We start from the raw sequence: 25,686 nt of genomic DNA, 5'->3' as shown, positions 1-25,686 counted from the left end.
CGCGAGCCCCGCAGTCGCGAACAGAGGTGACGCGATGACCGGGCGCCGCACGGTGGTGACCGGGATTGGGGTGGTCGCCCCGGGCGGCGCCAGCCGGGACCGCTTCTGGAAGACCATCACCGAGGGGCGGACCGCCACCCGGCGGATCAGCTTCTTCGACCCGTCGGCGTTCCGGTCGCAGATCGCCGCCGAGTGCGACTTCGACCCGGTCGCGGCGGGGCTCAGCGAGGCCGAACGCCGCCGGGCCGACCGGTACGTGCAGTTCGCGCTGGCCTGCTCCGCGGAGGCGGTGGCCGACGCCCAACTTGTGCTCACCGACGCGGAACGGGACCGGGCCGGAGTGGTGCTGGGCACGGCGGTGGGCGGCACGATGGCGTTGGAGCAGGAGTACGTCACCGTGAGCGAGCACGGCCGGCGTTGGCTGGTGGACGGGGCGCGCGGTGGCCCGTACCTCTATCAGGCGCTGGTGCCCAGCAGCCTCGCGGCGGACGTGGCCTGCCGGCACGGGTTGCACGGCCCGGCGCAGGTGGTGTCCACCGGTTGCACCTCCGGCATCGACGCCATCGGGTACGCCCACCAGATGATCGTGGACGGTGAGGCGGACGTGATGCTGGCCGGCGCGTCCGACTCGCCGATCTCGCCGGTCACTGTCGCCTCGTTCGACGCGATCAAGGCGACCAGCCCGGACAACGACGACCCGGCGCACGCCTCCCGCCCGTTCGACGCCGACCGGCACGGGTTCGTGCTGGCCGAGGGCGGGGCGGTGCTGGTGCTGGAGGAGGCCGGGCACGCCCGGCGGCGCGGGGCGCACATCTACTGCGAGGTGGCCGGCTACGCCAGCCGCAGCAACGGCTACCACATGACCGGGCTACGACCGGACGGCCTGGAGATGGGCCTCGCGGTAACCGACGCGCTGCGGCAGGGTCGGATCCTGCCCGAGCAGGTCTCCTACATCAGCGCGCACGGCTCGGGCACCCGGCAGAACGACCGACACGAGACGGCCGCGTTCAAGCGGGCGCTGGGTCAGGCCGCGTACCGGATACCGATCAGCTCGATCAAGTCGATGGTCGGGCACTCGCTGGGCGCGATCGGGTCGATCGAGATGGCCGCGTGTGCCCTCGCCATCGAGTTCGGCGTGGTGCCGCCGACGGCGAACTGGAGCACCCGGGACCCGGAGTGCGACCTGGACTACGTACCCAACGAGGCGCGGGAGGTCCCGGTGGACGTGGCCCTCTCGGTGGGCAGCGGGTTCGGCGGCTTCCAGTCGGCGATGGTCTTCCGTCGGATGCTCGGCGCGGTGCCGGCGTGAGCGCCGCTCCGCACAGTGGCGGCGCGACGGCCCGGGCGGTGGTGACCGGCATCGGGGTGGTCGCGCCGAGCGGCATCGGCGCGGACGCGCACTGGCGCACAGTCCTCGCCGGCACCCGCCGGACCGGCCCGATCACGTTGTTCGACCCGTCCGGCTATCCGACACGCTTCGGTGGGGAGGTGCCCGGCTTCACCGCCGACTCCTACGCCGACAGTCGGCAACTGGTGCAGACCGACCGCTGGACGCACCTCGGCTTCGCCGCCACCCGGCTGGCGTTGGCCGACGCCGGCCTGCCCGACCGGGCCCCCGACCCGTACGGCTACGCGGTGACCCTGGCCAGCTCGTCCGGGGGCAACCTGTTCGGTCAGCGGGAGCTGCAACGGCTGTGGGGTGGCACGTCGCGGACGGTCGGGGCGTACCAGTCGATCGCCTGGTTCTACGCGGCAAGCGTCGGGCAGCTCTCCATCCACCACCAGTTCAAGGGCCCGAGCGGGGTGCTGGTCGCGGAGTCGGCCGGCGGCCTGGACAGCCTGGCGCACGCCGCCCGCGCCGTACGCCGGGGCACCCCGGTCGTGATCGCCGGGGCCACCGAGTGCCCGTTGAGCCCGTACGCGCTCGCCTGCCAGCTGCGCTCGGGGCTGCTCAGTGACGTCGCCGACCCGGAGCGGGCGTACCGGCCGTTCGACGCCACCGCCAGCGGCTACCTGCCGGCGGAGGGGGGAGCGGTGTTCGTGGTGGAGGAGCTGGGGCACGCCCTGGCCCGGGGCGCCCGGGTCTACGGCGAGGTGAGCGGGTGGGGCTCCACCCACGACGCCGCGCACACCACGGCGGAGAGCACCGGTGACCCGGCCCAGTACGCGCGGGCGATGCGCCTGGCCCTGGACCGGGCGGGCGTTGCCGCCGCCGGAGTAGACGTGGTGCTGCCCGACGCGCTCGGGGTGCCCCGCTACGACCGCAGCGAGGCCGAGGCCCTGCGTGCCGTCTTCGCCGACCGGCCGCCCCCGGTGACCACGCAGAAACCGCTTACCGGTCGGGCGTACCAGGGCGGCTCGGCGTTGGACGTGGCCACCGCGCTGCTCGCCTTCGCCCACGACACGCTGCCCGCGTCGGCGGGGCCGGACGAGGTGGCCGAGGGCTGCGAATTGGACTTCCTGCGGGAGCACCGCCGACCACGCAGCCGGCTCGCCCTGATCTGCGCGCGGGGCTTCGACGGGTTCAACAGCGCGCTGGTCCTCCGCGGGGCCGCGCCGATGAGGGGAGAGGCGTCATGAGCGACAAACGGGCCCGGGTGGTCTTTCTGGTACGGGTGCCGGTGCCGCGCACCGAGCAGTTCCTCGCCGCGTACGAACAGGTGCGGCACCTGGTCGCCGGCGGCGTGCCGGGGCACCTCGTCGACCAGGTGTGCCGGTCGTCGACCGACCCGGAGCAGTGGTTGATCACCAGTGAGTGGGCGAGCCTGGCCGACTTCGAGGAGTGGGAACGCAGCCCGGAGCACCGGGAGTTGGTGCGCCCGATGCGGGAGTGCTTCACCGACGCCCGTTCGTTGCGCTTCCACATCCACGCCCAAACCCCAGCCCTAACCTGACGCCCCCCGCGCGCCCCCGCCCTCTGCGCGCCCCGCCCTGCGCCGCCCTGCCCTGACCCGCCCTGCCCTGCCCCTGCCCTGCGCCGCCCTGCCCCGCCGATCATGGAGTTGTGGTGGGTGACAAAGCGTCCCCTACCAGGACGAAGTAAGGCACCACCACTCCATGATCGACGGACCCTCCCCGCGATCTTGCACTTACTGTCGCGACATGGGGGGCATTCGGCGCATCTCGACGACCGAAGTTGCAAGATCGGCGTGGCGTGGCGTGGCGTGGCGTGGTGGGGCGTGGCGTGATGGGGCGGGTTGATGCCTTGGCTGGGCCGAGCGGGGTCGACATTGGGTCGGGAGCGCGTAGGGTCGTGTAGCCATGAAGGTGCTGATCTCGGTGGACCTCGAAGGCGTCTCGGGGATCGTGCACTCCGTCGAGACGAATCCGGATCGGTACGACTACGAGCGCGGTCGGGCGTTGATGACGGCCGAGGCGAACGCGGTGGTCGCCGGGGTCCTCGACGCCGAACCCGACGCGGTGGTGTGGGTCGCCGACGCGCACGGGACGTTTCGGAACATCCTGCCGGAGGACCTCGACCGGCGTGCTCACCTCGTGCGGGGCAAACCCCGCCCGCTGGGCATGCTCGCGGGGCTGGACGAGCAGACGGATGCCGTTCTGCTCGTCGGCTATCACGCTCGGGCCGGTGCCGGGCCCGCCGTGCTGGCCCACACGATAAGTGACGCCATCCTCGACGTACGGGTGGCCGGACGGTCGCTGGGCGAGATCGGCCTCAACGTCGCCATGGCGGGGCACCTGGACGCGCCCGTCGTCCTGCTCAGCGGGGACGACACGGCCTGCGCCGAGTTCAGTGAGCTGGTGCCCTCGGCGGTCACCGTCGCCGTCAAGCAGACCCTGGGTCAGGCCGCCGCGGTGGCCCTGCATCCGCAGGAGGCGCGGGAGCGGCTGCGCCATGCTGCCGCCGACGCAGTAGCCCGGCGCGCCTCGATCCTCCCGGCGACGATGGGCGGGCCGTTGGACGTCGAGGTAGACCTGTACGGCCCGTACATGGTCGACCTCGCAACCCTGGTGCCGGGCGTGACCCGCGTCGGCGGCGGCCGGACGGTCGCCTTCCGCGCCGCCGACTTCGCCGAGGCGTACCGGCTGGTTCAGCTGCTCGTCCAACTCGCCGGCATCAAACCGAGCTAGCGCGCGCGAACCGTCGGGCCTACCCGGTGACCGCGACGCCATCGGCCGTCCGGTTGGGGCCGCGCGACGCTTGTACGAGGCGTCATACCTCGGTGACGCTCTGCCGGATCGGCCGCCCGATCCTGTCCGCCGAACGGGTTGTCGGCAATCCGGCTGGCCGCTGCTTTTGATCCATCCATTCGCATCTAGCAATGGCACTGCGGGGGGTCGTATGGTTCCCCGCAGCACCCCGACAAGCGTACGTGATGGGCGGATTCGCCCTCTTTGATGCTGGGCGGTGAACGGCAGTGGCGGCAGAAGATCCTACGGCGACAGACCCCGGATGGGTGGACGAAGTCCTGTTCGCCGGCCACCCGACCGACATTTGTCTCCGTTTGCCCGAGCCCGTCGACCGGGCCACCCTGCACCGGCTGGTCACCGCCGCGCAGGACCGGCTGACCGCCGCCGGACTGCGCCCCGGCGGCGCCGCGGCGCTGCGGTTGCCGCCGTCGCTGGCGTACGTGGTGAACCTGTTGGCCACCTGGCGCGCCGGGGGGCAGGCGATCCTGCTTGACCACCGGCTCACCGACCACGAGGTGGACCGGGCGCTGCTCCGGTTGACCCCGCAGGTGGTGGTCGCGCCGGTGCGCACCGGTGGCGGCGCGCTGAAGATCTTCGTCGACGTCAGCGAGGGCGTCACCCGGTACGCCGACCGTCCGGCGGCCAGCGGCCATGCCGTGATCCAGCTCAGCTCCGGCTCCACCGGCCCGTCCAAGGTGATCGGCCGCACCGCCGCCGACCTGGTCGCCGAGGTGCACCGCTACACCCGGATCGACGGGGTGGCGCTGCCCGGCGAACGGATCATCCTGCTGCCCTCGATGGTGCACGTGCTCGGCCTGGTCGGCGGCCTGCTCTACGGGCTGCACGCCGGCGTCGAGCTGGTGCCACCGGAGCGGCTCAGCGGCGACGCCGTGCTGGCCGCGATCAGCGCCGACACCACGCCGGCCACCGTGCTGGGTGTCCCGTTCCACATCGGACTGCTCGCCTCCACCCGCCCGACCGGTCCGCTGCCCCAGCTGCGGCGGATGACCACCGGCGGCGAGCTGGTGCCGGCCGCCGTCGCGCGGGCGTTCACCGACCGGTACGGGGTGCCGCTGGGCAACATGTACGGGATGACCGAGGTCGGGGTGATCGGCACCGACCTGTACGGGGCGCACCGGCCGTCGATCGCCCCGGCGCCCGGCATCGAGGTCCGCGAGTCCGGCGGTGAGCTGTGGGTGTCCTGCCCGGCGTCGCCGTACGTCGGACTGAGCGACCCGACCCGCTGGTCCGACGGCTGGCTGCACACCCGCGACGCCGGCACCGTCGATGAGGACACCGGCCTGGTCACGGTGCGCGGTCGACTCGACTCGCAGGTCTCCGTGGGCGGGATGAAGGTCGACCTGACCGAGGTGGAGGCCACCGTCGCCGAGCTGACCGGGGTGGCCGCCGCGGTGGTGGTCTGGGACGACGGGATCACCGCGTACGTCCAACCCGACGGCCCGCTGTCGGAGGAGACGCTGGACAAGCTGCTGGCCGAGCGGTTGGCCGGCTACAAACGGCCCCGGGCGCTGCACCTGCTGGATCAGTTGCCCCGTACGACCACCGGCAAGCTGGTCCGCTCGACCGACGCGCTGCGCTCGGCGGTCACCCCGTGACCGGGCCGCTGCACCACCTCGACGTCGACAGGCGCGCTCGCCTGCGCGGCGACCGCCAGGACGAAGCCTCCGCCCAACCGTGGGTGGCCGACCCACAGGGGCTCGGTGCCGGGCACCTGCCGCAACGGCAGCCCCGGCGTCGGCATCAACCGGCGCAGCCCGCCGTCACGCAACCCCCGCCCGAGCGCCTTACCGACCGCCTCCTTCGCGGTCCACAGCCGCAGGAAGTCCACCGTCCGGCCAGCCTCGGGCCGATCGCCCAACCAGGCCAGCTCGGCGGGCGGGAACCAGCGGCGGGCCAGCGCGAGCGCCGGCAGCGGGCGGATCCGCTCCACGTCCACACCGACCGGACCGGCCCGACGGGCGGTGACCACCACCAGCCCGAAGGTACGGCTGACGCTGACCGCCAACTCGACCGACCCGGTCGTCTCGTCGACCCGGGCGACCGGCCGACCGTCGCGGTCGTGCGTCAGCACCAGCTCGGTGTCCGCGCGGCCGAGCAGCAGAGCGCCCGCCCGCCGCACCAGCACAGCGGCCGGATCCGGCTGACCGCCGGTGTCCCGGTCGACCCACACGTAGACGGTGTCCCGACCGGACGCCGTCAGCTGAGCCACGCAGAAAGGGTATCCATGAGAGCCGAGGTCCGCGCCTTCGTCGTCGAGCAGCTCGCCGACATGAACTACGACGTCGAGGGGCTCGACGACGACACCACGCTCGGCCCGTCCGGGGTCGACCTGGAGTCTCTCGCCCTGGCCGACCTGTCCGTCCGGGTGGAGGACCGGTACGGCCTGACGTTCGCTGACGACGAGTCGGAGCAGCTGGCCCTGATGACTGTCGGCGAGTTCACCACAATGGTCGCCAATCGCGTCACCGAGGCGACGAGCGACAAAGCCTGATGAGCGGTCAGCCCGATCTGGGGCGAGCTGACCTGATGAGCATGCTCGCCGAACTCAGCGCGAAACCGGCTGCCGAAGTGTCCGACCGGATCGGCTCGATGGAGCTCGCCTGGTTGGTGCACCTCGTGGAGCAGCGCTACGAACGCCGGCTCGACCTCACCGACGACGAGCTGGCCGGTGTCCGCACCGTCGACGACGCCCTGGTGGTGTTCCGGGCGTCGCTGACCGCCTCCGCAGATGGTTGAGGCGCGCGTCGCCCAGCTCACCGGCGTGTACGCCGTCAGCGCCCTGGGCAGGGGCGCCGACGCGCAGCTCGCTGGTGTGTTGGCCGGGGTGCCGGCGTTCGGCCCGGTGGGCCGATTCGACACGTCCGCCCGTCGGGTCACCGTGGCCGCCACCCTGCCCGACGTCGGTACGCTCGCCGAGGAGCTGGCCGACGCGATCGACGCCGCCTGCCGGGCGGCCGGCCTGGACCGCGCACAGCGCGCCGGGTGCGCCCTGCTGCTCGCCGTGCACGGCGGCCCGGCCGCCGGTGCGGGCCCGACCCTAGGTGTGGGCCCGGCCCTGCTCGCCGGTCAGCTTGCCGCCCGATGTGGACTCTCCGGTCACACCCGGGTCTACACCAGCGCCTGCGTGTCCGCGAGCACGGCGGTGGCCGACGCAGCCGCCCAGGTCACCCGCAGTGCCGTCGAACGGGTGGTGGTCGCGGCCGGTTACCTGGTGGAGTCGGACCAGTTCGCGCTCTTCGACGCCGGTCGCGCCCTCGCGGTCGACGGGGCGGTCCGCCCGTTCAGCGCCGGCCGTCGGGGGTTGCTGCTGGGCGACGGCGTGGCCGCGGTGGTGCTGGAGTCGAGCACCGGCCGACGACGCGGGGTCGATCCGGTGGCCACCGTGGCCGGTTGGGGACGGGCCGGTGACGCGTTCCATCCCTGCCAGCCGGAGCCCGGTGGCACCGGGCTGGCCCGCGCGGTCGACGGCGCGTTGCGCCGGGCCGGGCTGCCACCGCAGGCCGTCGGCTACGTCAACGCCAACGCCACAGGTACCGCGCAGAGCGACGCCGCCGAGGCGGCCGCCCTGCACCGGGCCCTCGGCGGGCACGCCACCCGGGTTCCGGTCAGCTCCACGAAGTCGGTGCACGGGCACGCGCTGGAGGCGTCCGGGCTGCTCGAACTGGTGGTGACCGCCCTCGCGCTGCGCCACGGCGAGCTGCCGGTCAACGCCGGCTGGCTGGCCCGAGACGAGTCCTGCCCGCTGAACGTGGTGACGGACCGTCCGCAGAGGACGGAGGCGACCCACGCCCTGACCCTCAACGCCGCCTTCGGCGGTGCCAACACCGCTCTCCTGGTCGGCGTCGGATGACCGCCCCCCACTCCCCGCGATCGTGCACTTCCTGCCCCGACGAACCCGGCCAAGCACCCGAAACGACGACCGAAACCGCAAGATCGCCGGGGGAGAGGGCGCGGGCACGCTGGCCTGAGAGCGGGGACGAGGGCGGCGCACCGGGGGTGCCGGGGTTTGTGCACTCGGACTTCGCGCCGGTGGTGGTGGCCGTCGCGGAACGGTGTCTGCGGCGGGGGTACGGGTCGGCGGGAGTGCCCGCCGGGGTGCGGACCGGGATCGTGCTGGTCAGCGCCAGCGGGGATCTCGCCAGCGCCCAGCACGTACGGGAAACGGTCGAGGCCGGCGGGCGGATTGGCCCGCTGTTCTTCTTCCAGTCCGTGCCCAACAGCGTCGCCGGGCACCTCGCGGCCCGCTGGGGCCTGCGCGGCCCGGTGGTCTGCCTCAGCCCGACCGGCGACCCGTACACCGACGGCGTCGCCGAGGCCGACCTGCTGCGCGACGACGGTGACGCCGACGAGGTGTTGCTGATCCTGATCGAACAGGCACCCGACAAGCCGACCGAGGCGGTCGCGGTGCTGCTGGGGGGAGGAGCACGACCATGAGGACACGGGGACTGCGCGGCGCACTGGCCGCCGACACCGAGCTGGGTGCGGGCAACGTCCTGGCCCGGGTGCTGGCGCACGGCGCCGACCCGTACGGGCCCGGCCTGACCTTCGACACCGCCGTCGACGGGCACCCCGCCGAGACGCCACTGACGCTGGGGCGGCTCGACGAGCGGGTCGCCGCCCGCGCCGCCTGGCTGCACGAGCAGGGGGTATGCCCCCGCGACCCGGTCGCCGTCTGGGCCACCGCCGCCGCCGACATGGTGCTCAGTTACCTGGCGCTGGCCCGGCTCGGGGCGATCCCGGCGCTGATGAACGGCAAACTCCGCCCGGAGATCGCCGCCGAGTACATCCGCCGGCTGCGGGGCGTCGGTGTGCTGGCCGACGACGCGCACACCGCGCTGCTGGCCGGGCACGACCTGGGCGTACCGCTGCTCGGCACCCCCGCGCAGGCCGGCACGGGCGACCCGGCCACGGCGCCGGCGCACTACCGGCACCACCCGGAAGACCCGATCGTGATCACCCACACCTCCGGGACGACCGGGGTGCCCAAGGCGGTGCTGCACTCGCACGCCAGCCTCTTCGCGGCCACCCGGCACCTGCTCACGATGCCGCAGGCGCAGGGCACCACCCGGATCCTCAACGCGCTTCCCGCGCCGCACACCGCCACGGTGCTGATGGTCAACCAGGCGCTGGGCAACCGCGCGCAGATGTTCCTGCTCTCCGAGCAGGGCGGCGAGCAGGTGCTGGACGCGATCCAACGCTGGCGCCCCGACGGGGTGTTCGGCTTCTCGGTCACCTGGGCGGAGCTGGCCCGCTTCGACCTGTCCGGGTACGACCTGGACTCGGTGCGGTTGTGGTTCAACACCGGCGACGCCTCGCACGAGCCGCACATCCGCCGCCTCGTCGCGGTCGGTTGGCATGACACAGTCACCCGCGACGGGGTGGCGAAGGTGCCCGGGTCGGTCTTCATCGACGGGCTGGGCTCCAGCGAGATGGGGCACTCGATGTTCCACATCACCCACCGCGCCGACACCGACCGGTACGGCCGCTGCATCGGCCGTCCGTACCGGTTCGCCAAGGTCGCGGTGCTCGACGCCGACGGCGAGCCGGTGCCGGTCGGCGAGGTGGGTTTCCTTGGTATCGACTCGCCGTCGCTGTTCCGGGGCTACTGGAACGACTCGGTCACCACCTACCGCTTCCGCCAGCGCGGCTGGTACCTCACCGGTGACCTGGTCCGCGCCGACGCCGACGGCCGTTACTACCACCTGGACCGGGCGGTGGACTCGGTCGACGCCGGTGCCGGGCGGCGCTTCTACACGGCGCTGTCCGAGGAGCGCATCCTCGCCGCCTGCCCGGACGTCACCGACTGCACGGTGGTGATCGTCGCCGAGTCGGGCACGGTCGTCACCGACGTGCTGTTGGAGTTGACCGCCGGCGCCGACGAGGCCGAGGACCGCACCGAACGGGTCCGCGCCGCCCTCGGTCCGGACGTCGGCGCCACGCTGCGTCGGGTCGTGCCGGTGCACTCCGCCGACATCCCGGTCACGGTGACCGGCAAGGTCCGCAAGGTGGTCCTGCGGGAGCGCTACCTCACCGAGGCCAGCTCGTGACCGCCCTGATCACCGGGATGGGTCTGTTCACCCCGGTCGGGCGGGGCGTCGAGGAGACCTTCGACGCGCTGACCACCGGCCGCTCCGGGCTGACCCGTCCGCCGCTGGGGCACCCGGCACGGGAGTCGCTGGACGTGGCCGGCCTGCTGCCCGACATCGACCCGCGCACCGTCGCGTCCGGGCCGGAGACCCGGGTGCTGGACCGGATCGTCGTCCTCGCCCTGTTCGCCGCCGCCGACGCTCTCGCCGACGCCGGCATCGAGGTGGGCCGCGACGTCGACGCCGACCGGATCGGTGTGATCGTCGGTGGCGTCGGGGGGATGGCCACCCTGGAGTCGCAGGTGCTGGCGCGGGCGGCCCGGGGTCGCGCGGCGGTCAGCCCGTACCTGCTCACCGGGATCCTGCCGAACATGCCGGCGGCGCGGATCGCCATCGCGCACGGCATCCGGGGCTACAGCTCGTCGGTCGGCACCGCCTGCGCCTCCGGTGCGCAGGCGGTCGCCGACGGGGTCCGGCTCATCGCGACCGGAGAGGTCGACGTGGTGCTCTGCGGGGCCAGCGAGGCACCGCTCTTCCCGACCTTCGCCGACACCTTCGGCAACGCGCGGGCGTTGGCGCGCGCCGGTACCGACCCGGGCCGGGCGAGCCGGCCGTTCGACACCTCCCGCAGCGGGTTCGTCCTGTCCGAGGGCGCCGCGCTGCTGGTGCTCGAACGCGCCGAACACGCCGAGGCGCGCGGCGTCGCCGGGTACGCGGAGGTGGCCGGCCACGGCGCGACGACGGACGCGTACCACCCGACCGCGCCCCGCCCGGACGGCGCGGGCGCGGCGGCGTGCATCCGCCTGGCGCTGCGCAGCGCCGGTGTACCGGCGGCGGCGGTCGGCTACGTCAACGCGCACGGCACCGGCACGAAGCTCGGTGACATCGCGGAGACCACCGCCCTGGCCGACGTCTTCGGTGTCGGCGGCGTGCCGGTCAGCTCCACCAAGGCGCTCACCGGTCACCTGCTGGGCGCCTCCGGGGTGCTGGAGGCGGCGGCCACCGCGCTGGCGCTCGGTCGGGGGCTCCTGCCGCCGACGTACCACCTCGACGATCCGGACCCGGCCTGCCCGGCGGACCACATCCGTGGCACGCCCCGCAAGGCCGACCTGGAGTACGCGGTCACCAACTCGTTCGGGTTCGGCGGCCAGAACGTGAGCCTGCTGCTGGCGCGCGTCGCCGAGCCGAGGGGGTGATCGAGGCGGCATCCCGGGCGGGGCGTGCCCGGACGGCAACACAGGGGGAATCGGGTGGGAAGGGTTTCAGGGACATGGACATCCGTGGTATCGACCACATCGAACTCTATGTGGGGGACGCCCGACAGGCGGCCTTCTACTTCAGCACCGCCGTCGGCTTCGAGGTCTGCGGCCAGGGTGGCCCGGAGACCGGGCTGGCGGGGCAGCGCTCGCTGCTGCTCTGCCACGGCGACATCCGCTTGCTGCTCACCTCCGGGCTGAGCGCCGAGCATCCGGCCGCGCGGTACGTGCAGCGCCACGGTGACGGCATCGCGGTCGTCGCGGTCGAGGTCGACGACGTGTCGGCCGCGTACACCGAGCTGGTGGGTCGGGGTGCGACAGGCGTGACGCCGCCGACCACCCGCACCGGCGCGGACGCCGAGGTGGTGATCGCCGAGGTGGACGGCTTCGCCGACGTGCGGCACCGGCTGGTGCAGCGCCGAGGCGACCGGGGCGAGTTCCTGCCCGGCGCCATCACCGCCGCGGCGTCCACCACGGACGGCCACCCGCCGGTGCTCGCCGAGATCGACCACCTGGCGGTCTGCGTCCCGCCCGGCCAGCTCGACGAGACGGTCCGGCACTTCGAGGCGCTGTTCGACTTCGCGCAGATCTTCGAGGAGCACATCGAGGTCGACGGGCAGGGGATGAACTCCAAGGTGGTGCAGAGCCCCTCCGGGCGGGTCACCGTGGTCCTGCTCGAACCGGACCGCACGCGGCGGCCGGGGCAGATCGACGCGTTCCTCGACCAGCACGCCGGTGGGGGAGTGCAACACCTGGGGCTGCGCACCGACGACATCGTCGGCGCGGTGGAGGCGCTGGGCCGGCGCGGGGTGCGTTTCGCCGGCACCCCGGCCAGCTACTACGACGCCCTGGAGGCGCGGGTAGGTCGGGTGGACGCCCCGCTGCACCGGCTGCGCGAGCTGGGGGTGCTCGTCGACTCCGACCACGACGGCCAGCTGTTGCAGATCTTCGCCGAGTCGATGCACGTGCGTCGCACGCTCTTTTTGGAGCTGATCGAGCGGCGCGGCGCGCGGGGCTTCGGCAGCGGCAACATCAAGGCGCTCTACGAGGCCAAGGAGCGGGAACTGGCCGCCGTGGCGGCCACACCACAGGGGGTGGGGGCGTGAGCGCGAGGAGTGAGCCGGGTTTTGCGAGCCCCGCAGTCGCGAACCAGGGAGGCACAGTGACCGCGACCGACTACGAACCGACGCTGACCGCCGAGGAGCAGGCGCTGCTGCCGTCCGACGACGACGTGCGGCACTACGCCGAACACGGCTGGTACCTGTCGAAGAAGGTGTTCACCGACGACGAGGTGGACGCCCTCGCCGCCGCCGCGCAGCGCTACTACGACGGGGAGCGGGACCGCCGGCTGCCGGTCCGCCCACCGAAGTTGGCCTACTGGGAACCGTCCAGGGGCCCGGTGCAGCGGCACAACGACTACGTCCACCACGAGCACGACGGGCTCGGCGCGATCCTGCGCAAGCCGCTGATCGGCGCGGTCGCCGCCCGGCTGGCCCAGGCCGACGAGATCCGGGTCTTCCAGGCCACGCTGATCTACAAGCCGCCGATCTCCGGCGAGCCGAGCAACATCGTGCCCTGGCACTTCGACAAGCACTACTGGGCGTCCTCGTCGTCGGAGAAGATGCTCACCGCGTTCATCCCCTTCCACGACTGCGGGGAGGAGATGGGCACCATCACCATGGTCGACGGCTCGCACCGGTGGAAGGAGATCGGCGCGGACGACACAGTGGTGCGGCACTTCGCCGACCGGGACCGCAGCCAGCTGGAGGAGATGCTGGCCGAGAACGCCGCGTTCAACGGCGTGGAGATCCGCAAGGTCCCGATGGTGATCCCCAAGGGACACGTGAGCTTTCACCACTGCCGCACCTACCACGGCAGCGGCCCGAACGTGAGCGGTCGCCCCCGACAGGCGATCTCGCTGCACCTGCAGGACGGCGACAACGCCTGGCGGGAGTTTCCGCTCTCCGACGGCACACTCGCCGCGTACAACCACGACGTGCTGGTCCGCCGCACCCACGACGGGCGGCCGGACTACGCGGACCCCGACTACTGCCCGGTCATCTGGCGCCACCGCGCCCAGCAGGGAGGCTGACATGTCACGGTACGACTGGGGTAAGACGCACCCGGGCATCGAGCGGTTGGAGCAGGCGGTGACCGACCGGCGCGACGCCGTGGTCAAACACCCGCTCTACGCCAACCTGGACACCCACGGGGCGCTCGTCACCTTCATGGAGCACCACGTCTTCGCGGTCTGGGACTTCATGTCCCTGCTGAAGTCGCTGCAACGGCAACTGACCTGCGTCACCGTGCCGTGGGTCCCGACCGGCCCGACCGGCAGCCGCCGCCTCATCAACGACATCGTCATGGTCGAGGAGAGCGACGAGCTGGGCGGCGGCTACATCAGCCACTTCGAGCTGTACGTACAGGGCATGGCCGAGGCCGGCGCGGACACCACGGCGGTGAACGCCCTGGTCGACCTGCTGCGCGCCGGCCGGCCGGTCACCGAGGCGCTCGCCGAGGCCGGGGTGCCGGAGGCGTCGGCGAGGTTCGCCGCGACCACCTGGCAGATCATCGAGTCCACCCCGGTGCACTGCCAGGCGGCGGCCTTCGCGTTCGGTCGGGAGGACCTGATCCCGGACATGTTCACCCAGGTCGTCTCGGTCAACGAGCACAGCAACCGACTGCACACCTTCGTCGACTACCTGGAGCGGCACATCGAGGTCGACGGCGAACAGCACACCCCGATGGCCATGCAGATGCTCGCCGACCTGTGCGGCGACGACGACACCAAGTGGCAGGAGTGCGCCGACACTGTCAACACCGCCCTCGCCGCCCGGGCGCGGCTCTGGGACGACATCCTGGCCGCCATCAAGGGGCCCGCGTGACCGACGCCGACCCGGTCCGGCTCTACCGCACGGTCCGGCTGATCCGCCGGTTCGAGGAACGGGCGGTGGAGCTGGTCCACGGCGGGCAGATCGTCGGCGGCATCCACCCGTACCTCGGTCAGGAGGGGATCGCCGCCGGCGTCTGCGCCGCGCTGGGTGTCGACGACGTTCTCGCCGGCACCCACCGCGGGCACGGGCACGTCCTGGCCCGCGGGGCCGACCCGGCCCGGATGCTCGCCGAGCTGTGCGGCCGGGTCACCGGCCTCAACGCCGGCCGGGGCGGTTCGATGCACGCCGCCGACCTGAGCATCGGCGTGCTCGGCGCCAACGCGATCGTCGGCGCCTCCGGGGCGATCATCACGGGCGCGGTCTGGGCCCACCGCCGTCGGGGCCGCGACACCGTCGGGGTGAGCTTCTTCGGCGACGGCGCGGTCAACGAGGGGATGCTGCTGGAGGCGTTCAACCTGGCCGCGCTCTGGCGGGTGCCGGTGCTGTTCGTCTGCGAGAACAACGGCTACGCCACCACCATGCCGGTCGCCGGCGCGGTGGCCGGCAGCATCGCCGGCCGGGCCGCCGCGTTCGACATCCCGGCCGTCCAGGTCGACGGCCAGGACCCGGAGGCGGTACGCGTCGCCGCGTCCGCCGCCGTCGGCCGGATGCGCGCCGGCGGCGGCCCCGAGCTGATCGAGGCCCGGACCTACCGCTTCGACGCCCACCACACCTTCGAACACGCGGTACGCCTCGACTACCGCCCGCCCGACGAGGTGAGCCGGGGCCGGGCCCGGGACCCGGTGCGCATCCAGGGCGAACGGCTCTCCGACGCCGACCGCACCGCCGTGGACGCCGAGGTCGAGGCGACCCTCGACGCGGCGATGCGGTTCGCCCTGAACAGCCCGGAACCCGACCCGGCCGACGCGTTGACCTACCTGTACGCCAGCGGCCTGACCGCCCGCACCGGAGGTGGCTGAATGTCCCTGCGCACCGGAGGTGGCTGAGGTGCCCCGACTGTCGTACCGTCGGGCGTTGACCCGGGCCCTCGCCGACGAGTTGACCCGCGACGAGGCGGTGTTCCTGCTCGGCGAGGACGTCCAGGTCGGCGCGTCACTGGTGACCACCGGGCTGGCCAAGCGGTTCGGGACCGAACGGGTCCGCGACACCCCGCTGTCGGAGCAGGCGTTCACCAGCTTCGCCACCGGGGCGGCGCTGGCCGGGCTGCGACCGGTGATCGAGTTCCAGATTCCGTCGCTGTTGTTCCTGGTCTTCGAGCAGATCGTCAACCACGCGCACAAGTTCCCGCTGATGACCGGCGGGCAGTGCAGCGTCCCCGTCACCTATCTGGTGCCCGGCTCCGGCTCACGCACCGGGTGGGCCGGGCAGCACTCCGACCACCCGTACAGCCTCTTCGCCCACGTCGGCGTGGTCACCGTCGTGCCGGCCACCCCGGCCGACGCGTACGGGCTGCTGGTCACCGCGATCCGCCACGACGACCCGGTGGTCGTGTTCGCGCCGGCCGGCGCGATGGACGTGCGCGACGACGTCGACGACCTGGCGCCGGTGCCGCTGGGCCGGGGCCGAATCCACCGCTTCGGCGACGACGTGACAGTGGTCGCGATCGGGCACCTGGTGCACGACGCGCTCGCCGTCGCCGAGGAGGTGGCCGACCAGGTCTCTGTGGAGGTGTTCGACCCGCGCACGCTCTACCCCTTCGACATCGACGGTCTCACCGAGTCGGTGGCCCGTACCGGGCGGCTCGTGGTGTTCGACGACGCCAACCGTTCCTGCGGGATGGCCGCCGAGATCATCGCCTCGGTGGTGGAGCGGGTCCGGCTGCTCGCCCCGCCGCGCCGGGTCACCCGCCCGGACGGGGCGGTGCTGCCGTTCGCGCCCGCACTGGACCGGGCCGTCCAGCCCGGCCGCGACCAACTCACCACCGCCATCCACCTGACCATGAAGGACGGATCATGATCGACCCGAACTATCCGTGGCCGGCGGCCGACCGGGCCTGGACCGACCTGCCGGAGCCGGCCCGTCAGGCCATGGTGGCCAGTGGCGCGGCGGCCTGGAAGCAGGTCTTCCACGGCCGGGCCACCTACAACAAGCAGTGGCGGTTGGCCCGCCCCCCGGTGCTCACCGCCGACGCCTGGCGGCACCTCAACGAGGTCTGCGACCGGCTCGCCCAGCTCATCCTCGACGCCTGCCGTCGTCGGGCCGGCACCGCCGGTGAGCTGCGCCGGCTGCTCGGCGTACCGGTGGGGGAGACCCGGCTGCTGGACGAGTCCGAGCCGCTGACCGAGGCGCTGCTGGCCGCGTACCGCCCGGACGTGATCTTCTCCGCCGGGGTGCCGAAGTTCGTCGAGTACAACATCGACAGCAGCCTCGGCGGCGGGTTCGACGCCGACACCGTCATCCAGCGGTTCGCGCACCTCTACCGGGAGCAGGGCATCCTGGACGACCTGCCGGTGCGGGCCGCGCCGTCCCTGCTCGACCAGCGGTTCGTGGCGATCCGCGAGGAGCTGCGGCTGCCCGAGGGCGCCCGGGTGGCGCTGCTGATGGACTTCGACGCCGACTACCCGGGCCTCGACGACCCGCAGACCTTCATCCGGATCCTCGACCCCCTCGCCGTACGGGCCCGGGACTTCGGCATCGACCTGGTCATCGCCCCGGTGTCCACCGCCACCCTGGGCGCCGACAACCGGCTGGTCGTCGACGGCGCACCTGTCGACGCGCTGTTCCGGCTCTTCGTGCCCAACCGGGTCACCCCGACCGCCGGCCTGGACGCGGTGGCCCTGGCCCTCGCTGCCGGCACCCTACCGATGTTCGTGTCGGCGGCGGCCTGGCTGCTCGGCAACAAGACCACGTTCGCCTGGCTGTGGGAGGACGTGGACGGGTTGCCGGCCGACGACCAGGCGCTGATCCGCCGGCACGTGCCGTACACGGTGCCGTTGACCGCCGCGGTGCTCGACCGGGCCATCGCCGAGCAGGCCACGCTGGTGGCGAAGCCGGCCGACGGTTCGGCCGGGCACGGCGTGCTGCTCGGCCCGGAGCTGAGCGCGGCGGACTGGGCCGACGGTGTGCGGGCCGCCGTGGACCAGGGCGGCGCCATCCTCCAGGAGTACCTGCCGACCGACCGGGTGTCGATGGACTTCGTCCAGATCGAGACCGGCGAGACGTTCACCGCCGACGTCCCGTACTCCCTGGCCCCGTACCTGTTCGGCCGGCACGCCTCCGGCGGCCTGGCGAGGGTCGGCTACCCCGGCTGCGACGGAGTCCTCAACCTGGCCCACGGCGTCCTCCTAACCGGAATCCTCCTCCAGGGCTGACCCCCGCCCCTGACCCCTTCGCCCCCGTTGATCATGAAGTTATTGCCCTTCGCGACGGCGTGTCGTGGCAATAACTTCATGATCAACGCGCTGGGCGTGGGGTTGGGGGTGGGGGTGGGGTGGGGTGGGGGAATTGGTGGGAGAGGGTGCGGAGGGTTTGGGCTGTTGCTATGGCGTCGCTGCGGGCGCTGCCGTGGCGGCCGTCGGTGCTGTAGAGGGTGGGGTCGGCCGTCAGCGGGTGGTCGGTCAGGTGCACGTGGAGGGTGCCGAGGCGTTGGGCCAGGCTTGCCGTGTGGGCCGAGAGGCGGCGCATTCGTTCCCCGAGGCCGGCCCGGAGGTGCTCGGGCACCGCGGGGCTGTGCGAGACGTCGAACATGCCCACGGTGATCACGTCGGCGCCCACGTCGCGCAGCGCGGTGATCATCGCGGTCAGCTCGGCGTCCACCGCCTCCGCGTCGTACGCCGGGTGGAAGGCGTCGTTGCCCCCGCAGACGACAAGCGCGAGGTCCGGGGCGAAGGCCAGCGCCGGGGCGAGCTGGCTGGCCCGCACCTGGTGCGCGCGCAGCCCGCGTCGACCCAGATTCAGGTACGCCAAATCGGGGCGTACCGCGGTCAGCTCGGCGGCGACCCGGTCGACCCACTGCACGTCCGGGTAGCCCGGTGTCGGCTCACACATGCCCTCGACGACGCTGTCGCCGAGCGCCACGAACCGCCGCCACGGGTGCCCGTGCAACAATCCGGCGGCCTCCCCGGGGCGCAGACAGTACGGGTCCGTCGATTCGGTGAGCGTCGATGGCATGCCGGCACGCTAACCGACCGCCGGGCTGCCGGACCAGGCTCAGCCGGTCAGGCTGACCTCGGCCAGGTAGACACAGGTCTGCCCCTCGTGGGAGGAGTAGTAGCTGACCCACAGCCTGTCGTCGTGCCAGACCAGGCCGGGGTAGCTGGTGTCGCCGCCGGAGGGCAGCGCGACCAGCTCGGTCAGCTCGCCCCGGTCGGGGTCGACGGCACAGATCGCGGTGCGGACCCGGCCGTCGTGCAGGCGGACCCCGGCCAGCAGCAGCCCGTCGGGCAGCCGGAGCAGCGTCGGCCCGCCCAGCTGGACACCCAGGTCGGTCCAGGTCCAGTCCCGGTACGGCGGCACGGCGCGGCCGAGCTGAGCGCTCGCGGTGCCCGCGTCCCGCCGCAGCAGGCACCGGGCGGTGCCGTCCGGGTCGAAGACCAGACCGGACTCGTTGGGGTACCCGTCCTCGAACAGCGTCGGCACCCAGGGCCGCAGGTCCACCCCGTCGGTGCTGCGGTAGAGCCGGGCGAACCTCGGTTCTCGGGTGGCGTAGCCGACGCCGTACATCGCGTCGTCGTGCCAGGCCGCCCGCCACACCCACACGCCGGGCTCGCCCACCGGGGTCGGATCGCCCCAGGCGCGCCCGTCGGTGGAGAGCCAGGTCACCGTCTGGAACGTCTTGGCGGCTCCGCCGGCGGCCCCGCCCGTGGCGGCCGCTGCCAGCAGTTGCAGCCGCCCGTCGGGGCGCGTCACGAAGCGCGGGTCGCGCAGGTCGGTGCCGGCCTGCGCGATGACGGTGGCGGAGGTCCAGGCCCGTCCGTCGGTCGACGTCAGCACCCGGATCACGCCGTCGTCGCTGAGGTGGCTCCGGGCCTCCCGGAAGGCGCAGAACCAGCTCCCGGCGTACCGGACGAGGTCGGTGAACGCGCTGTGCGGCGCGCTGTCGCCGATCCGGCGCACGGCGGTGACCTCGGCGGTGCGGCGGCGGGTGGGTGACGACGTCATACGCGGCAGCCTCCAGGTGCGGTGACGACGGTGGACGCTAGCCGCCCCCGCCGACGCCCGCGCGGCCAGCAGCCGAACGGCCGACGAACAACGCGCGGGCGCTGTCGGATTGGCGTCGTCGGCGCTGCGGATTCGGCGCGCTGGGGTGGGCTGTTGGCACCCGCCGCCCACGATGGGTGGTGGGCCGACCGCGGAACCCATCGGCGAGGGAGGTGGCTGACGATGCTCGGTTCGTTCCTTCAGGCTCTCGCGACGAAACTGGTCGAAGAGATCCTCAAGCTTCTGGTTCAGTGGCTGGCGCCGAAGGCGCTGCGGTCGGTGCCGCACCGCGCCTCGCCGAACTGCCCACGCTGCGGCGGGTACGGGGTCCGCCGGTGGGCGCCCGGCGGCATGTGGATGTTCCTGCCGTCCCTGCTGGCCTTCGCCTGGGGTTTCGGGTTCACAGTGCTCGGTGTGCCGGTGGTCGTGCTCACGGTGGTCGCCGTGCTGGTGTCCGACGGCGTCGGCGGAGTGCCGACCGCGCTGCTCGCGCCGCTCGGCCTGCTGGTCCCCGCCGCGCTGATGGTCGCGGGCGCGTTCGGCCTGGCCCACTACCACAGCTACCCACCGAAGTGGTGCGCCCGCTGCCACGGCCGGTGGCCGCACCGGGAGCGGGACGAGTACCTGCGGGCGTCGGCGCCGGTGCTGACCTGCGGCTGCGGTCAGCGGCTGCGGGTGCCCCGGACGGCGGCCGGGACGCGACTGCGCTGCCCGAGCTGCCGTACCGAACACACCACCCCGGCCCGGGCCGGGCGCTGACCGGCCCAGTCGGTTCAGCGGGCCACGCTGTGCTCGGCGAGGAGTTCTCCGAGCACTCGCCCGGCCTGCTCGGCCTTGGCCGGGTCCCGATTGTCCAGGGTGATCAGTGCCTTCCACAGCGCCCAGCCTCGTCCCCGGGCCCAGGTGGCGTCGTCGAGACCGAGCCCGGCGCGGAAGGCGGCCCGGCTGGGGCCGTGCAGCAGGGTCCAGGCGATCACGGTGTCGCAGGCCGGGTCACCCACGCCGGAGCAGCCGAAGTCGATGACCGCGGCGAGCCGGCCGTCGCGGACCAGCAGGTTGCCGTCCGCGACGTCGCCGTGGAACCAGACCGCCGGCCCGGCCCAGGTGGCGTCGAGGGCGGCCTGCCAGATGCCGGTGACGACGTCGACGGGCACCCGGTCGCGGTGCGTCTCGATCGCTGCCCGGGTCTCGGCGTCGTACGTGGACAGCGGGCCACCCCGCCAGGCGCTGTGCGGGCCGGCGGCCGGACCGTCGGTGGCGTCCACGCGGCGCAGGGCGCGCAGGAAGGCGGCGAGGTCGGTGGCGAACCGGGACAGGTCGTCGATCCGCTCGGCTCGGGCGGTCCGCCCGTCGATCCACCGGTAGACCGACCACGGGTACGGGTAACCCGCCCCGGGCCGGCCGTGGGCCAGCGGCACGGGGATCTCCACCGGCAACTGTGGCCCGAGCACCGGCAGCCAGCGCTGCTCCTTGGCGACCTGGAGGGCGTACCCGGCGCCGCTGGGCAGTCGCACGCTCATCTCATCACCCAGGTGGAACGTGCGGTTGTCCCAGCCGTCGACCTCGACGGGGCGGACCGGCAGCTCCGCCCACCGGGGGAACTGCTCGGCCACCAGTCGGCGGACCAGGGTCGCGTCGATCCGGTCGGCCACGGCGGCGTCGGTCACCGGGACGCCCGGGGGCGGCTGCGCGCTCATCGGTCCGAGCCTGCGGCAGCCGCGCCGGGCCCGCAACGGGTTTACCGGGTGGCGACGGGGGTGGGCCGCGCTGGCGTCTCCGGGCCGGACGCCCTGTGCAGCAGCGGGTACGCGGTGACCACCAGGCACGCGGCCGCCATGGTCAGCAGGGCCGGGGTGAGCCCCAGCGCGTCCACCGACCAGCCACCGAGCAGCGCGCCGACCGGCAACCCGACGAACGCCAACGAACCGGCGATGCCGATCACCCGGGTCTGCAACTCCGGCGGCACCCGCTCGTAGAGCGCCACCCCGAGCAGCGGGTTGACCGCCGCGATGCCGATTCCGGACAGGAACGTCACCACGAGCACCACCGGCAGTTCGTCGCTGATCGCCAGCGCCACCAGCCGAGGCGTACCGGCGACCAGCGCGCCGACCAGGAATGTCAGCCGTCGGGGCAGCCGGGGCCCGAGCGCGGTGAACACCAGGTTGCCCAGCAGCGCGCCCGCCGAGAACGCCGCCAGTACCAGGCCGAGTCCGCTGGGGCCGTGCAGCTCCCGGGCGACCCAGACCGGGATGTAGACGGCCACGCTGGCGTTGGCCACCATGTTCAGCGCCGAGATGACGGCGAGCATGCCGAGCAGCGGCCGGTCCCGACCCAGATAGCTGAAGCCGCCCCGCAGCGCGCGCAGGTAGCTCTCCGGTTGGGCGGGTCGCGTCGGCGCGGCCGGCGGGCGGACCAGGACGCCGATGAGCAGCGCGCAGACGCCGAAGCTGGCCGCGTCGATGAGGATCGCCTCGGTCACCCCGAACGCGGCGATCAGCAGGCCGCCCACGGCGGCGCCGAACAGGGTCATCACCCGGCTGAGCCCGTCGTACGCGGAGGTCAGCCGGATCAGCGGCACCCCGGCGGCCTCCGCGACCGGGCGGAACATCACGTGCTTCACCCGGTCCCCGATGCCCCGCAGCGCGCCGGCCACCGCGACGAGCGCCACCAGCGGGGCGAAGCCCAACCACGGGGTCAGCGCGACGACGACCATCGCCACCGCGCTGCCCGCGTCGCAGAGGATCGACGTGCGGCGCAGGCCGATCCGGTCCGCCCAGGGTGTGCCCAACGCGCTGGACAGCAGGTACGGCAGGGTCTCGGCGAACGCGACCAGGCCCATCTTGGTGGGGCTGCCGGTGGTGACCAGCACCAGCCACGGGATGGTCACCACCGAGATGCGGGTGCCCAGGTTGGAGATCAGGTCGGCGCTGACCAGGACGACCAGTTGCCGGCGGGAGGTCACGCCCCGACCACCGAGGCCCGATCGGCCGCGTACCGCGCGCGCAGCGCCCGCTTGTCCACCTTCATCGACCGGTTCACCGGCAGCCGGTCGAGGAACTCCACAGCGGCCGGTGCCCACATCTCGTTGAGTTCGGCGGTCACCAGGTCGATCAGCTCCGCCCCGGTGACCGTCGCGCCCGGCCCGAGCACCACGTACGCGTAGGGGACCTCGCCGGCCGTCTGGTCCGGCACGCCGATCACGGCGGCGGCCCGTACCTGCGGGTGCCCGGCCAGCACGTCCTCAATGGGACGGCAGAAGATCGGCCAGCTCCGCCGTTGCGTGAGGATCGCGTCATCCGCCCGGTCGACCAGATAGAGGTAGCCGTCGTCGTCGAGGTGGCCGATGTCGCGGGTCCGCACCCACCCGTCGACGAGCGTCTGCGCGGTCAGTTCCGGCTGACCGTGGTAACCGGCGAAGCTCAGTCGGGTGCGCACCCACACCGTGCCGTCGCGGCCCGTCGGCAGCACCGCACCGTCGTCGTCGCGGATCTCGATGCGGACGTCGCCGTAGGGCCGCCCGCAGGAGCGCAGCCGCTCCGGGTGCTCCGGATCGTCGGTCAGCCCGGGCAGCGCGGTGATCACGACCGCCTCGCTGAGGCCGTACACGATGCGCAGCACCGGACCGAACCGCGCGATGGCCTGGCGCAGCCGGGCGGGCGCGGCGGGCCCGGCGCCCACGTTGAACATGAACATGGCGGAGAAGTCCGCGCCGGCCAGCGCCGGGTGGTCCAACACCTCGTAGAGCATCGGCGGGGTGACGAAGGTCGAGTTGATCCGTTCCCGTTGCACGGTGTCCACGAAGGCCACCGGGTCCCAGTCGTCGCGCAGGAACAGCACCCCGCCGGTGAACAGGTTGAACAGCGTGGTGATCTGCCCGCTGGCCAGCCACATCGGCGAGTGCGACAGGTGCCGCAGCAGCGGGAACCCGGCGGCGCGGAAGTCGGCGGCCAGGGCGAGGATCTGGGCGTAGAAACTCTCCCGGTGGTGCACCAGCTTGGGGCTTCCGGTGGTGCCGCTGGTCTGCAGGAACGACTCGGGCGCCGGCACCGACGCCGGCAGCTCCGTGACGTCGGCGTCGGCGGTGAGGTCGGGTCCGGCGCCGCCCGCGCCCAGGCAGCACACCGGTGTGCCGGGCAGCGCGGCGGCCAGCTCCGGGCCCAGACTGGCCCGGTCCCGGGCGTCGTAGACCAGGGCGTCCGGGCGGGCCAACCGGATGAACTCGTCGACCTCCCGGCGCGCGGTCACCGGGGCGACCCACATCGTCCGGCAGCCGAGCAGATGCAGGGCGAGTTGCAGCAGCGGGCCCTCCACCGCGTTCGCGACGGTCACCAGCACCGCCGACCCGGGCCGTACGCCGTGCCGGGTCACCGTCGCGGCCATCGCCCGGACCCGCGCGGCGGCCTCGGTGTAGGTGAGACGCCGACCGCCGCCGACCAGTGCCTCCCGGTCGCCGAATTCGGCGAAGAGCTCCAACACCCTGTGCACGTAGGTCGTGGTGTGCCCGGGTCCGTCAGTCATCCGGCAGCCCCCCATCCCAGAAAGCGGCGGTCCCCGGGCAGCTCCCGGTGACGACGCGACGGTGGCGCGCTCGGGCGACCGCACCGCCGCCGCCTGGAAGCCTAGGCGGGAAACGGCTGGTCGGAACCGTGCCGACGGGCGATCCGAGCGGCCCGCCGGACATTTGATCGCGTCGATCAGGTTGATTGACGCCCGTCAGCGGCGGCGGCTAGGTTTCTGGACCATCGTCCAGGCGGGCGCCGTCAGCGGACGGCCCTGGGCTGCCACACGATGGAGGTTCCATGGCAACGGCAACCCCGAAGAGATGGCCTGTCATCGCCGCCGCGGCCGCGCTGTTGGTCGCCGGCGCACCCGCCGTCGTCGCCAGCGCCGGTCCGTCCGGCACCGCCGCCGACCGACCCGACCGCGCCGAGTGGGCGGGCAGTTGGGCCACCGCGGTCACCCGGGGCAACTCGGTCGGGTTGACCAACACCGGCCTCAACGACCAGAGCGTCCGGATGATCGTGCACGTGTCGGTGGGCGGCCCGGCGCTGCGGGTACGCCTCAGCAACCTCTACGGCGAGCAGGCGGTCACTGTCGGTCGCGCCACCGTCGCCCGGCCGAACACCGCGACTCCCGACGACCTCTCCGACGTCGACGCGGCGTCGGTGCGCCCGCTGACCTTCACCGGTGCCCCCACGGCGACCATGAACCGGGGCGCGGAGCTGCTCAGCGACCCGTTGGCCTTCCCGGTCTCGGACGACAGTGACCTCGTGGTCACAGTGCACTTCCCGACGCCGACCGGCCCGACCACGTTCCACGGGCAGTCCCAGCAGGCCAACTTCATCGGCGCGGGGGACCTGACCGGGGTGGCCGAGGGCACCGGGTTCACCATCCGTCCCACCTGCTGCTGGTTCTTCCTCTCCGGCGTCGACGTGCAGCGCAAGGGCAGCCCCGGCGCCCTGGTCGTGCTCAGCGACTCCATCGGTGACGGCAACGGCAGCACCGTCAACGCCAACCGGCGCTGGCCCGACCTGCTCTCCGACCGGCTGCTCGCCGACCGGCCGGACCGGCGCACCCCGGGCGTGCTCAACCTGAGCCTGGCCGGCAACCGGCTCAACCACGAGGGCACCGAGCCGGGCGACGGCAACTACCCCGGCTACTACCAGCTCGGCCCGAACGTGGCGGCCCGGCTCAACGAGGACGTCTTTCCCCAGACCGGGGTGCGTACCGTCGTCACCCACCTGGGCATCAACGACATCTGGATGTCGAACGACACACCCGAGGCGATCATCGGCACCCTGCGGCAGATCAACCAGCAGCTCCAGCAGCGCGGGCTGACCAGCCTGGTGGCCACGCTGACGCCGTACGAGGGGCACGGCGCGCCGGGCGTGTGGACGCCGCAGAAGGAGGCCACCCGCCAGGCGGTGAACGCGTACCTGCGCGGCAGTCGGGAGTTCGACGGGCTGCTCGACTTCGACCGGGTGCTGCGCGACCCGGCCCGTCCCAGCCAGCTGCTGCCCGCGTACGACTCGGGAGACCACATCCACCCGAACGACGCCGGCAACCAGGCACTGGCCGACGCCGTGCCGCTGCGGCTGCTCGACCTGTGACACCGGCCGGGGGCGGCGGGTGATCCCCGCT

Annotated in this window: 25 protein-coding genes; 19 read left to right on the top strand and 6 right to left on the bottom strand. The window is 73.1% G+C overall.

Features of this window, described 5'->3' with window-relative positions:
* Positions 1–34 precede the first annotated feature (34 nt).
* From ACFYL6_RS09735 to ACFYL6_RS09715, 5 genes are all read left to right on the top strand, one after another.
* Positions 35–1,309 (top strand): beta-ketoacyl-[acyl-carrier-protein] synthase family protein, encoded by a 1,275-nt coding sequence (locus tag ACFYL6_RS09735; RefSeq protein WP_387169719.1) that lies wholly within the window; start codon positions 35–37, stop codon positions 1,307–1,309.
* A complete protein-coding gene (locus ACFYL6_RS09730; protein ID WP_387169717.1) occupies positions 1,306–2,580 on the top strand; it encodes a beta-ketoacyl synthase N-terminal-like domain-containing protein in 1,275 nt (424 codons plus the stop codon). Before ACFYL6_RS09735 ends, ACFYL6_RS09730 begins: the two co-directional genes overlap by 4 nt.
* Positions 2,577–2,894 (top strand): antibiotic biosynthesis monooxygenase, encoded by a 318-nt coding sequence (locus ACFYL6_RS09725; protein ID WP_238660317.1) that lies wholly within the window; start codon positions 2,577–2,579, stop codon positions 2,892–2,894. The genes ACFYL6_RS09730 and ACFYL6_RS09725 overlap by 4 nt, the downstream gene beginning before the upstream one ends.
* 367 nt (positions 2,895–3,261) lie before the next feature.
* A complete protein-coding gene (locus ACFYL6_RS09720; RefSeq protein ID WP_387169715.1) occupies positions 3,262–4,089 on the top strand; it encodes a M55 family metallopeptidase in 828 nt (275 codons plus the stop codon).
* A gap of 326 nt (positions 4,090–4,415) precedes the next feature.
* Positions 4,416–5,765 carry a class I adenylate-forming enzyme family protein gene (locus tag ACFYL6_RS09715; protein WP_387169713.1) on the top strand — a complete coding sequence of 450 codons (1,350 nt, stop codon included), beginning with the start codon at positions 4,416–4,418 and terminating at the stop codon, positions 5,763–5,765.
* On the opposite strand, the gene ACFYL6_RS09710 is transcribed toward ACFYL6_RS09715, so the two are convergent.
* Positions 5,693–6,379 (bottom strand): 4'-phosphopantetheinyl transferase family protein, encoded by a 687-nt coding sequence (locus ACFYL6_RS09710; RefSeq protein WP_387169711.1) that lies wholly within the window; start codon positions 6,377–6,379, stop codon positions 5,693–5,695. The genes ACFYL6_RS09715 and ACFYL6_RS09710 overlap by 73 nt on opposite strands.
* Before the next feature lie 15 nt (positions 6,380–6,394).
* Here ACFYL6_RS09710 and ACFYL6_RS09705 point away from each other — a divergent pair, with 15 nt between their 5' ends.
* From ACFYL6_RS09705 to ACFYL6_RS09650, 12 genes are all read left to right on the top strand, one after another.
* On the top strand, positions 6,395–6,661 hold the full coding sequence (locus ACFYL6_RS09705; protein ID WP_196922961.1) for an acyl carrier protein: 267 nt from the start codon (positions 6,395–6,397) through the stop codon (positions 6,659–6,661).
* Positions 6,661–6,906 (top strand): acyl carrier protein, encoded by a 246-nt coding sequence (locus ACFYL6_RS09700; RefSeq protein ID WP_387169709.1) that lies wholly within the window; start codon positions 6,661–6,663, stop codon positions 6,904–6,906. The genes ACFYL6_RS09705 and ACFYL6_RS09700 overlap by 1 nt, the downstream gene beginning before the upstream one ends.
* Positions 6,899–8,020: a beta-ketoacyl synthase N-terminal-like domain-containing protein gene (locus ACFYL6_RS09695; protein ID WP_387169707.1), complete on the top strand. Its 1,122-nt coding sequence runs from the start codon at positions 6,899–6,901 to the stop codon at positions 8,018–8,020. Before ACFYL6_RS09700 ends, ACFYL6_RS09695 begins: the two co-directional genes overlap by 8 nt.
* Before the next feature lie 146 nt (positions 8,021–8,166).
* Positions 8,167–8,604 (top strand): beta-ketoacyl synthase chain length factor, encoded by a 438-nt coding sequence (locus ACFYL6_RS09690; RefSeq protein ID WP_387169705.1) that lies wholly within the window; start codon positions 8,167–8,169, stop codon positions 8,602–8,604.
* The gene (locus tag ACFYL6_RS09685) at positions 8,601–10,217 is read left to right on the top strand and encodes a class I adenylate-forming enzyme family protein (RefSeq protein WP_387169703.1); all 1,617 of its coding nucleotides are present in this window, start codon (positions 8,601–8,603) and stop codon (positions 10,215–10,217) included. The genes ACFYL6_RS09690 and ACFYL6_RS09685 overlap by 4 nt, the downstream gene beginning before the upstream one ends.
* Positions 10,214–11,452 (top strand): beta-ketoacyl-[acyl-carrier-protein] synthase family protein, encoded by a 1,239-nt coding sequence (locus ACFYL6_RS09680; RefSeq protein ID WP_387169701.1) that lies wholly within the window; start codon positions 10,214–10,216, stop codon positions 11,450–11,452. The genes ACFYL6_RS09685 and ACFYL6_RS09680 overlap by 4 nt, the downstream gene beginning before the upstream one ends.
* A 74-nt stretch (positions 11,453–11,526) precedes the next feature.
* The gene (hppD, locus tag ACFYL6_RS09675; RefSeq protein ID WP_387169700.1) at positions 11,527–12,618 is read left to right on the top strand and encodes a 4-hydroxyphenylpyruvate dioxygenase; all 1,092 of its coding nucleotides are present in this window, start codon (positions 11,527–11,529) and stop codon (positions 12,616–12,618) included.
* A 56-nt stretch (positions 12,619–12,674) separates the two neighbouring features.
* Positions 12,675–13,604: a phytanoyl-CoA dioxygenase family protein gene (locus ACFYL6_RS09670; RefSeq protein WP_387169698.1), complete on the top strand. Its 930-nt coding sequence runs from the start codon at positions 12,675–12,677 to the stop codon at positions 13,602–13,604.
* 1 nt (position 13,605) lies between these two features.
* Positions 13,606–14,397 (top strand): DUF3050 domain-containing protein, encoded by a 792-nt coding sequence (locus ACFYL6_RS09665; RefSeq protein WP_387169696.1) that lies wholly within the window; start codon positions 13,606–13,608, stop codon positions 14,395–14,397.
* Positions 14,394–15,365: a thiamine pyrophosphate-dependent dehydrogenase E1 component subunit alpha gene (locus ACFYL6_RS09660; protein ID WP_387169695.1), complete on the top strand. Its 972-nt coding sequence runs from the start codon at positions 14,394–14,396 to the stop codon at positions 15,363–15,365. Before ACFYL6_RS09665 ends, ACFYL6_RS09660 begins: the two co-directional genes overlap by 4 nt.
* A 28-nt stretch (positions 15,366–15,393) precedes the next feature.
* Positions 15,394–16,362, top strand: a complete 969-nt coding sequence (locus tag ACFYL6_RS09655) for an alpha-ketoacid dehydrogenase subunit beta (protein WP_387169693.1) — start codon at positions 15,394–15,396, stop codon at positions 16,360–16,362.
* Positions 16,359–17,717: a hypothetical protein gene (locus tag ACFYL6_RS09650; protein ID WP_387169692.1), complete on the top strand. Its 1,359-nt coding sequence runs from the start codon at positions 16,359–16,361 to the stop codon at positions 17,715–17,717. The genes ACFYL6_RS09655 and ACFYL6_RS09650 overlap by 4 nt, the downstream gene beginning before the upstream one ends.
* An 82-nt stretch (positions 17,718–17,799) precedes the next feature.
* Here ACFYL6_RS09650 and ACFYL6_RS09645 read toward each other — a convergent pair whose 3' ends face one another.
* Positions 17,800–18,516, bottom strand: coding sequence for an SGNH/GDSL hydrolase family protein (locus ACFYL6_RS09645; protein ID WP_387169690.1), 717 nt, complete (start codon positions 18,514–18,516; stop codon positions 17,800–17,802).
* Between the two features lie 39 nt (positions 18,517–18,555).
* Complete coding sequence (locus ACFYL6_RS09640) at positions 18,556–19,506, bottom strand: sialidase family protein (protein ID WP_387169688.1); 951 nt, start codon at positions 19,504–19,506, stop codon at positions 18,556–18,558.
* Positions 19,507–19,728: 222 nt separating this feature from the next.
* Here ACFYL6_RS09640 and ACFYL6_RS09635 point away from each other — a divergent pair, with 222 nt between their 5' ends.
* A complete protein-coding gene (locus ACFYL6_RS09635; protein ID WP_387169686.1) occupies positions 19,729–20,304 on the top strand; it encodes a hypothetical protein in 576 nt (191 codons plus the stop codon).
* A 14-nt stretch (positions 20,305–20,318) separates the two neighbouring features.
* Here the strand turns inward: ACFYL6_RS09635 and ACFYL6_RS09630 are convergent, their stop codons facing one another.
* From ACFYL6_RS09630 to ACFYL6_RS09620, 3 genes are read right to left on the bottom strand one after another with little or no spacing between them, the layout of a single operon-like run.
* Positions 20,319–21,242: an aminoglycoside phosphotransferase family protein gene (locus ACFYL6_RS09630; protein WP_387169684.1), complete on the bottom strand. Its 924-nt coding sequence runs from the start codon at positions 21,240–21,242 to the stop codon at positions 20,319–20,321.
* 41 nt (positions 21,243–21,283) lie between these two features.
* On the bottom strand, positions 21,284–22,507 hold the full coding sequence (locus tag ACFYL6_RS09625; RefSeq protein WP_387169682.1) for an MFS transporter: 1,224 nt from the start codon (positions 22,505–22,507) through the stop codon (positions 21,284–21,286).
* A complete protein-coding gene (locus ACFYL6_RS09620; protein ID WP_387169680.1) occupies positions 22,504–24,063 on the bottom strand; it encodes an AMP-binding protein in 1,560 nt (519 codons plus the stop codon). The genes ACFYL6_RS09625 and ACFYL6_RS09620 overlap by 4 nt, the downstream gene beginning before the upstream one ends.
* Positions 24,064–24,377: 314 nt before the next feature.
* On the opposite strand from ACFYL6_RS09620, the gene ACFYL6_RS09615 reads away from it, so the two are divergent.
* Positions 24,378–25,655, top strand: coding sequence for an SGNH/GDSL hydrolase family protein (locus ACFYL6_RS09615; RefSeq protein WP_387170386.1), 1,278 nt, complete (start codon positions 24,378–24,380; stop codon positions 25,653–25,655).
* Positions 25,656–25,686: the final 31 nt, after the last annotated feature.

The sequence above is a fragment of the Micromonospora sp. NPDC007208 genome, assembly GCF_042869175.1.
Lineage (GTDB): Bacteria > Actinomycetota > Actinomycetes > Mycobacteriales > Micromonosporaceae > Micromonospora > Micromonospora foliorum.
The sequence above is the reverse complement of the archived record's forward strand: the minus strand, read 5'-3'. Positions and strand labels throughout refer to the sequence as shown.

What these genes read in the sequence shown, in the direction of transcription:
- ACFYL6_RS09705 (WP_196922961.1), top strand. Translation starts at nt 6,395, where the DNA reads ATGAGAGCCGAGGTCCGCGCCTTCGTCGTCGAGCAGCTCGCCGACATG.
- ACFYL6_RS09650 (WP_387169692.1), top strand. Translation starts at nt 16,359, where the DNA reads ATGATCGACCCGAACTATCCGTGGCCGGCGGCCGACCGGGCCTGGACC.
- ACFYL6_RS09665 (WP_387169696.1), top strand. Translation starts at nt 13,606, where the DNA reads ATGTCACGGTACGACTGGGGTAAGACGCACCCGGGCATCGAGCGGTTG.
- ACFYL6_RS09645 (WP_387169690.1), bottom strand. Translation starts at nt 18,516, where the DNA reads ATGCCATCGACGCTCACCGAATCGACGGACCCGTACTGTCTGCGCCCC.
- hppD (WP_387169700.1), top strand. Translation starts at nt 11,527, where the DNA reads ATGGACATCCGTGGTATCGACCACATCGAACTCTATGTGGGGGACGCC.
- ACFYL6_RS09635 (WP_387169686.1), top strand. Translation starts at nt 19,729, where the DNA reads ATGCTCGGTTCGTTCCTTCAGGCTCTCGCGACGAAACTGGTCGAAGAG.
- ACFYL6_RS09700 (WP_387169709.1), top strand. Translation starts at nt 6,661, where the DNA reads ATGAGCGGTCAGCCCGATCTGGGGCGAGCTGACCTGATGAGCATGCTC.
- ACFYL6_RS09725 (WP_238660317.1), top strand. Translation starts at nt 2,577, where the DNA reads ATGAGCGACAAACGGGCCCGGGTGGTCTTTCTGGTACGGGTGCCGGTG.
- ACFYL6_RS09695 (WP_387169707.1), top strand. Translation starts at nt 6,899, where the DNA reads ATGGTTGAGGCGCGCGTCGCCCAGCTCACCGGCGTGTACGCCGTCAGC.
- ACFYL6_RS09685 (WP_387169703.1), top strand. Translation starts at nt 8,601, where the DNA reads ATGAGGACACGGGGACTGCGCGGCGCACTGGCCGCCGACACCGAGCTG.
- ACFYL6_RS09620 (WP_387169680.1), bottom strand. Translation starts at nt 24,063, where the DNA reads ATGACTGACGGACCCGGGCACACCACGACCTACGTGCACAGGGTGTTG.
- ACFYL6_RS09640 (WP_387169688.1), bottom strand. Translation starts at nt 19,506, where the DNA reads ATGACGTCGTCACCCACCCGCCGCCGCACCGCCGAGGTCACCGCCGTG.
- ACFYL6_RS09720 (WP_387169715.1), top strand. Translation starts at nt 3,262, where the DNA reads ATGAAGGTGCTGATCTCGGTGGACCTCGAAGGCGTCTCGGGGATCGTG.
- ACFYL6_RS09735 (WP_387169719.1), top strand. Translation starts at nt 35, where the DNA reads ATGACCGGGCGCCGCACGGTGGTGACCGGGATTGGGGTGGTCGCCCCG.
- ACFYL6_RS09630 (WP_387169684.1), bottom strand. Translation starts at nt 21,242, where the DNA reads ATGAGCGCGCAGCCGCCCCCGGGCGTCCCGGTGACCGACGCCGCCGTG.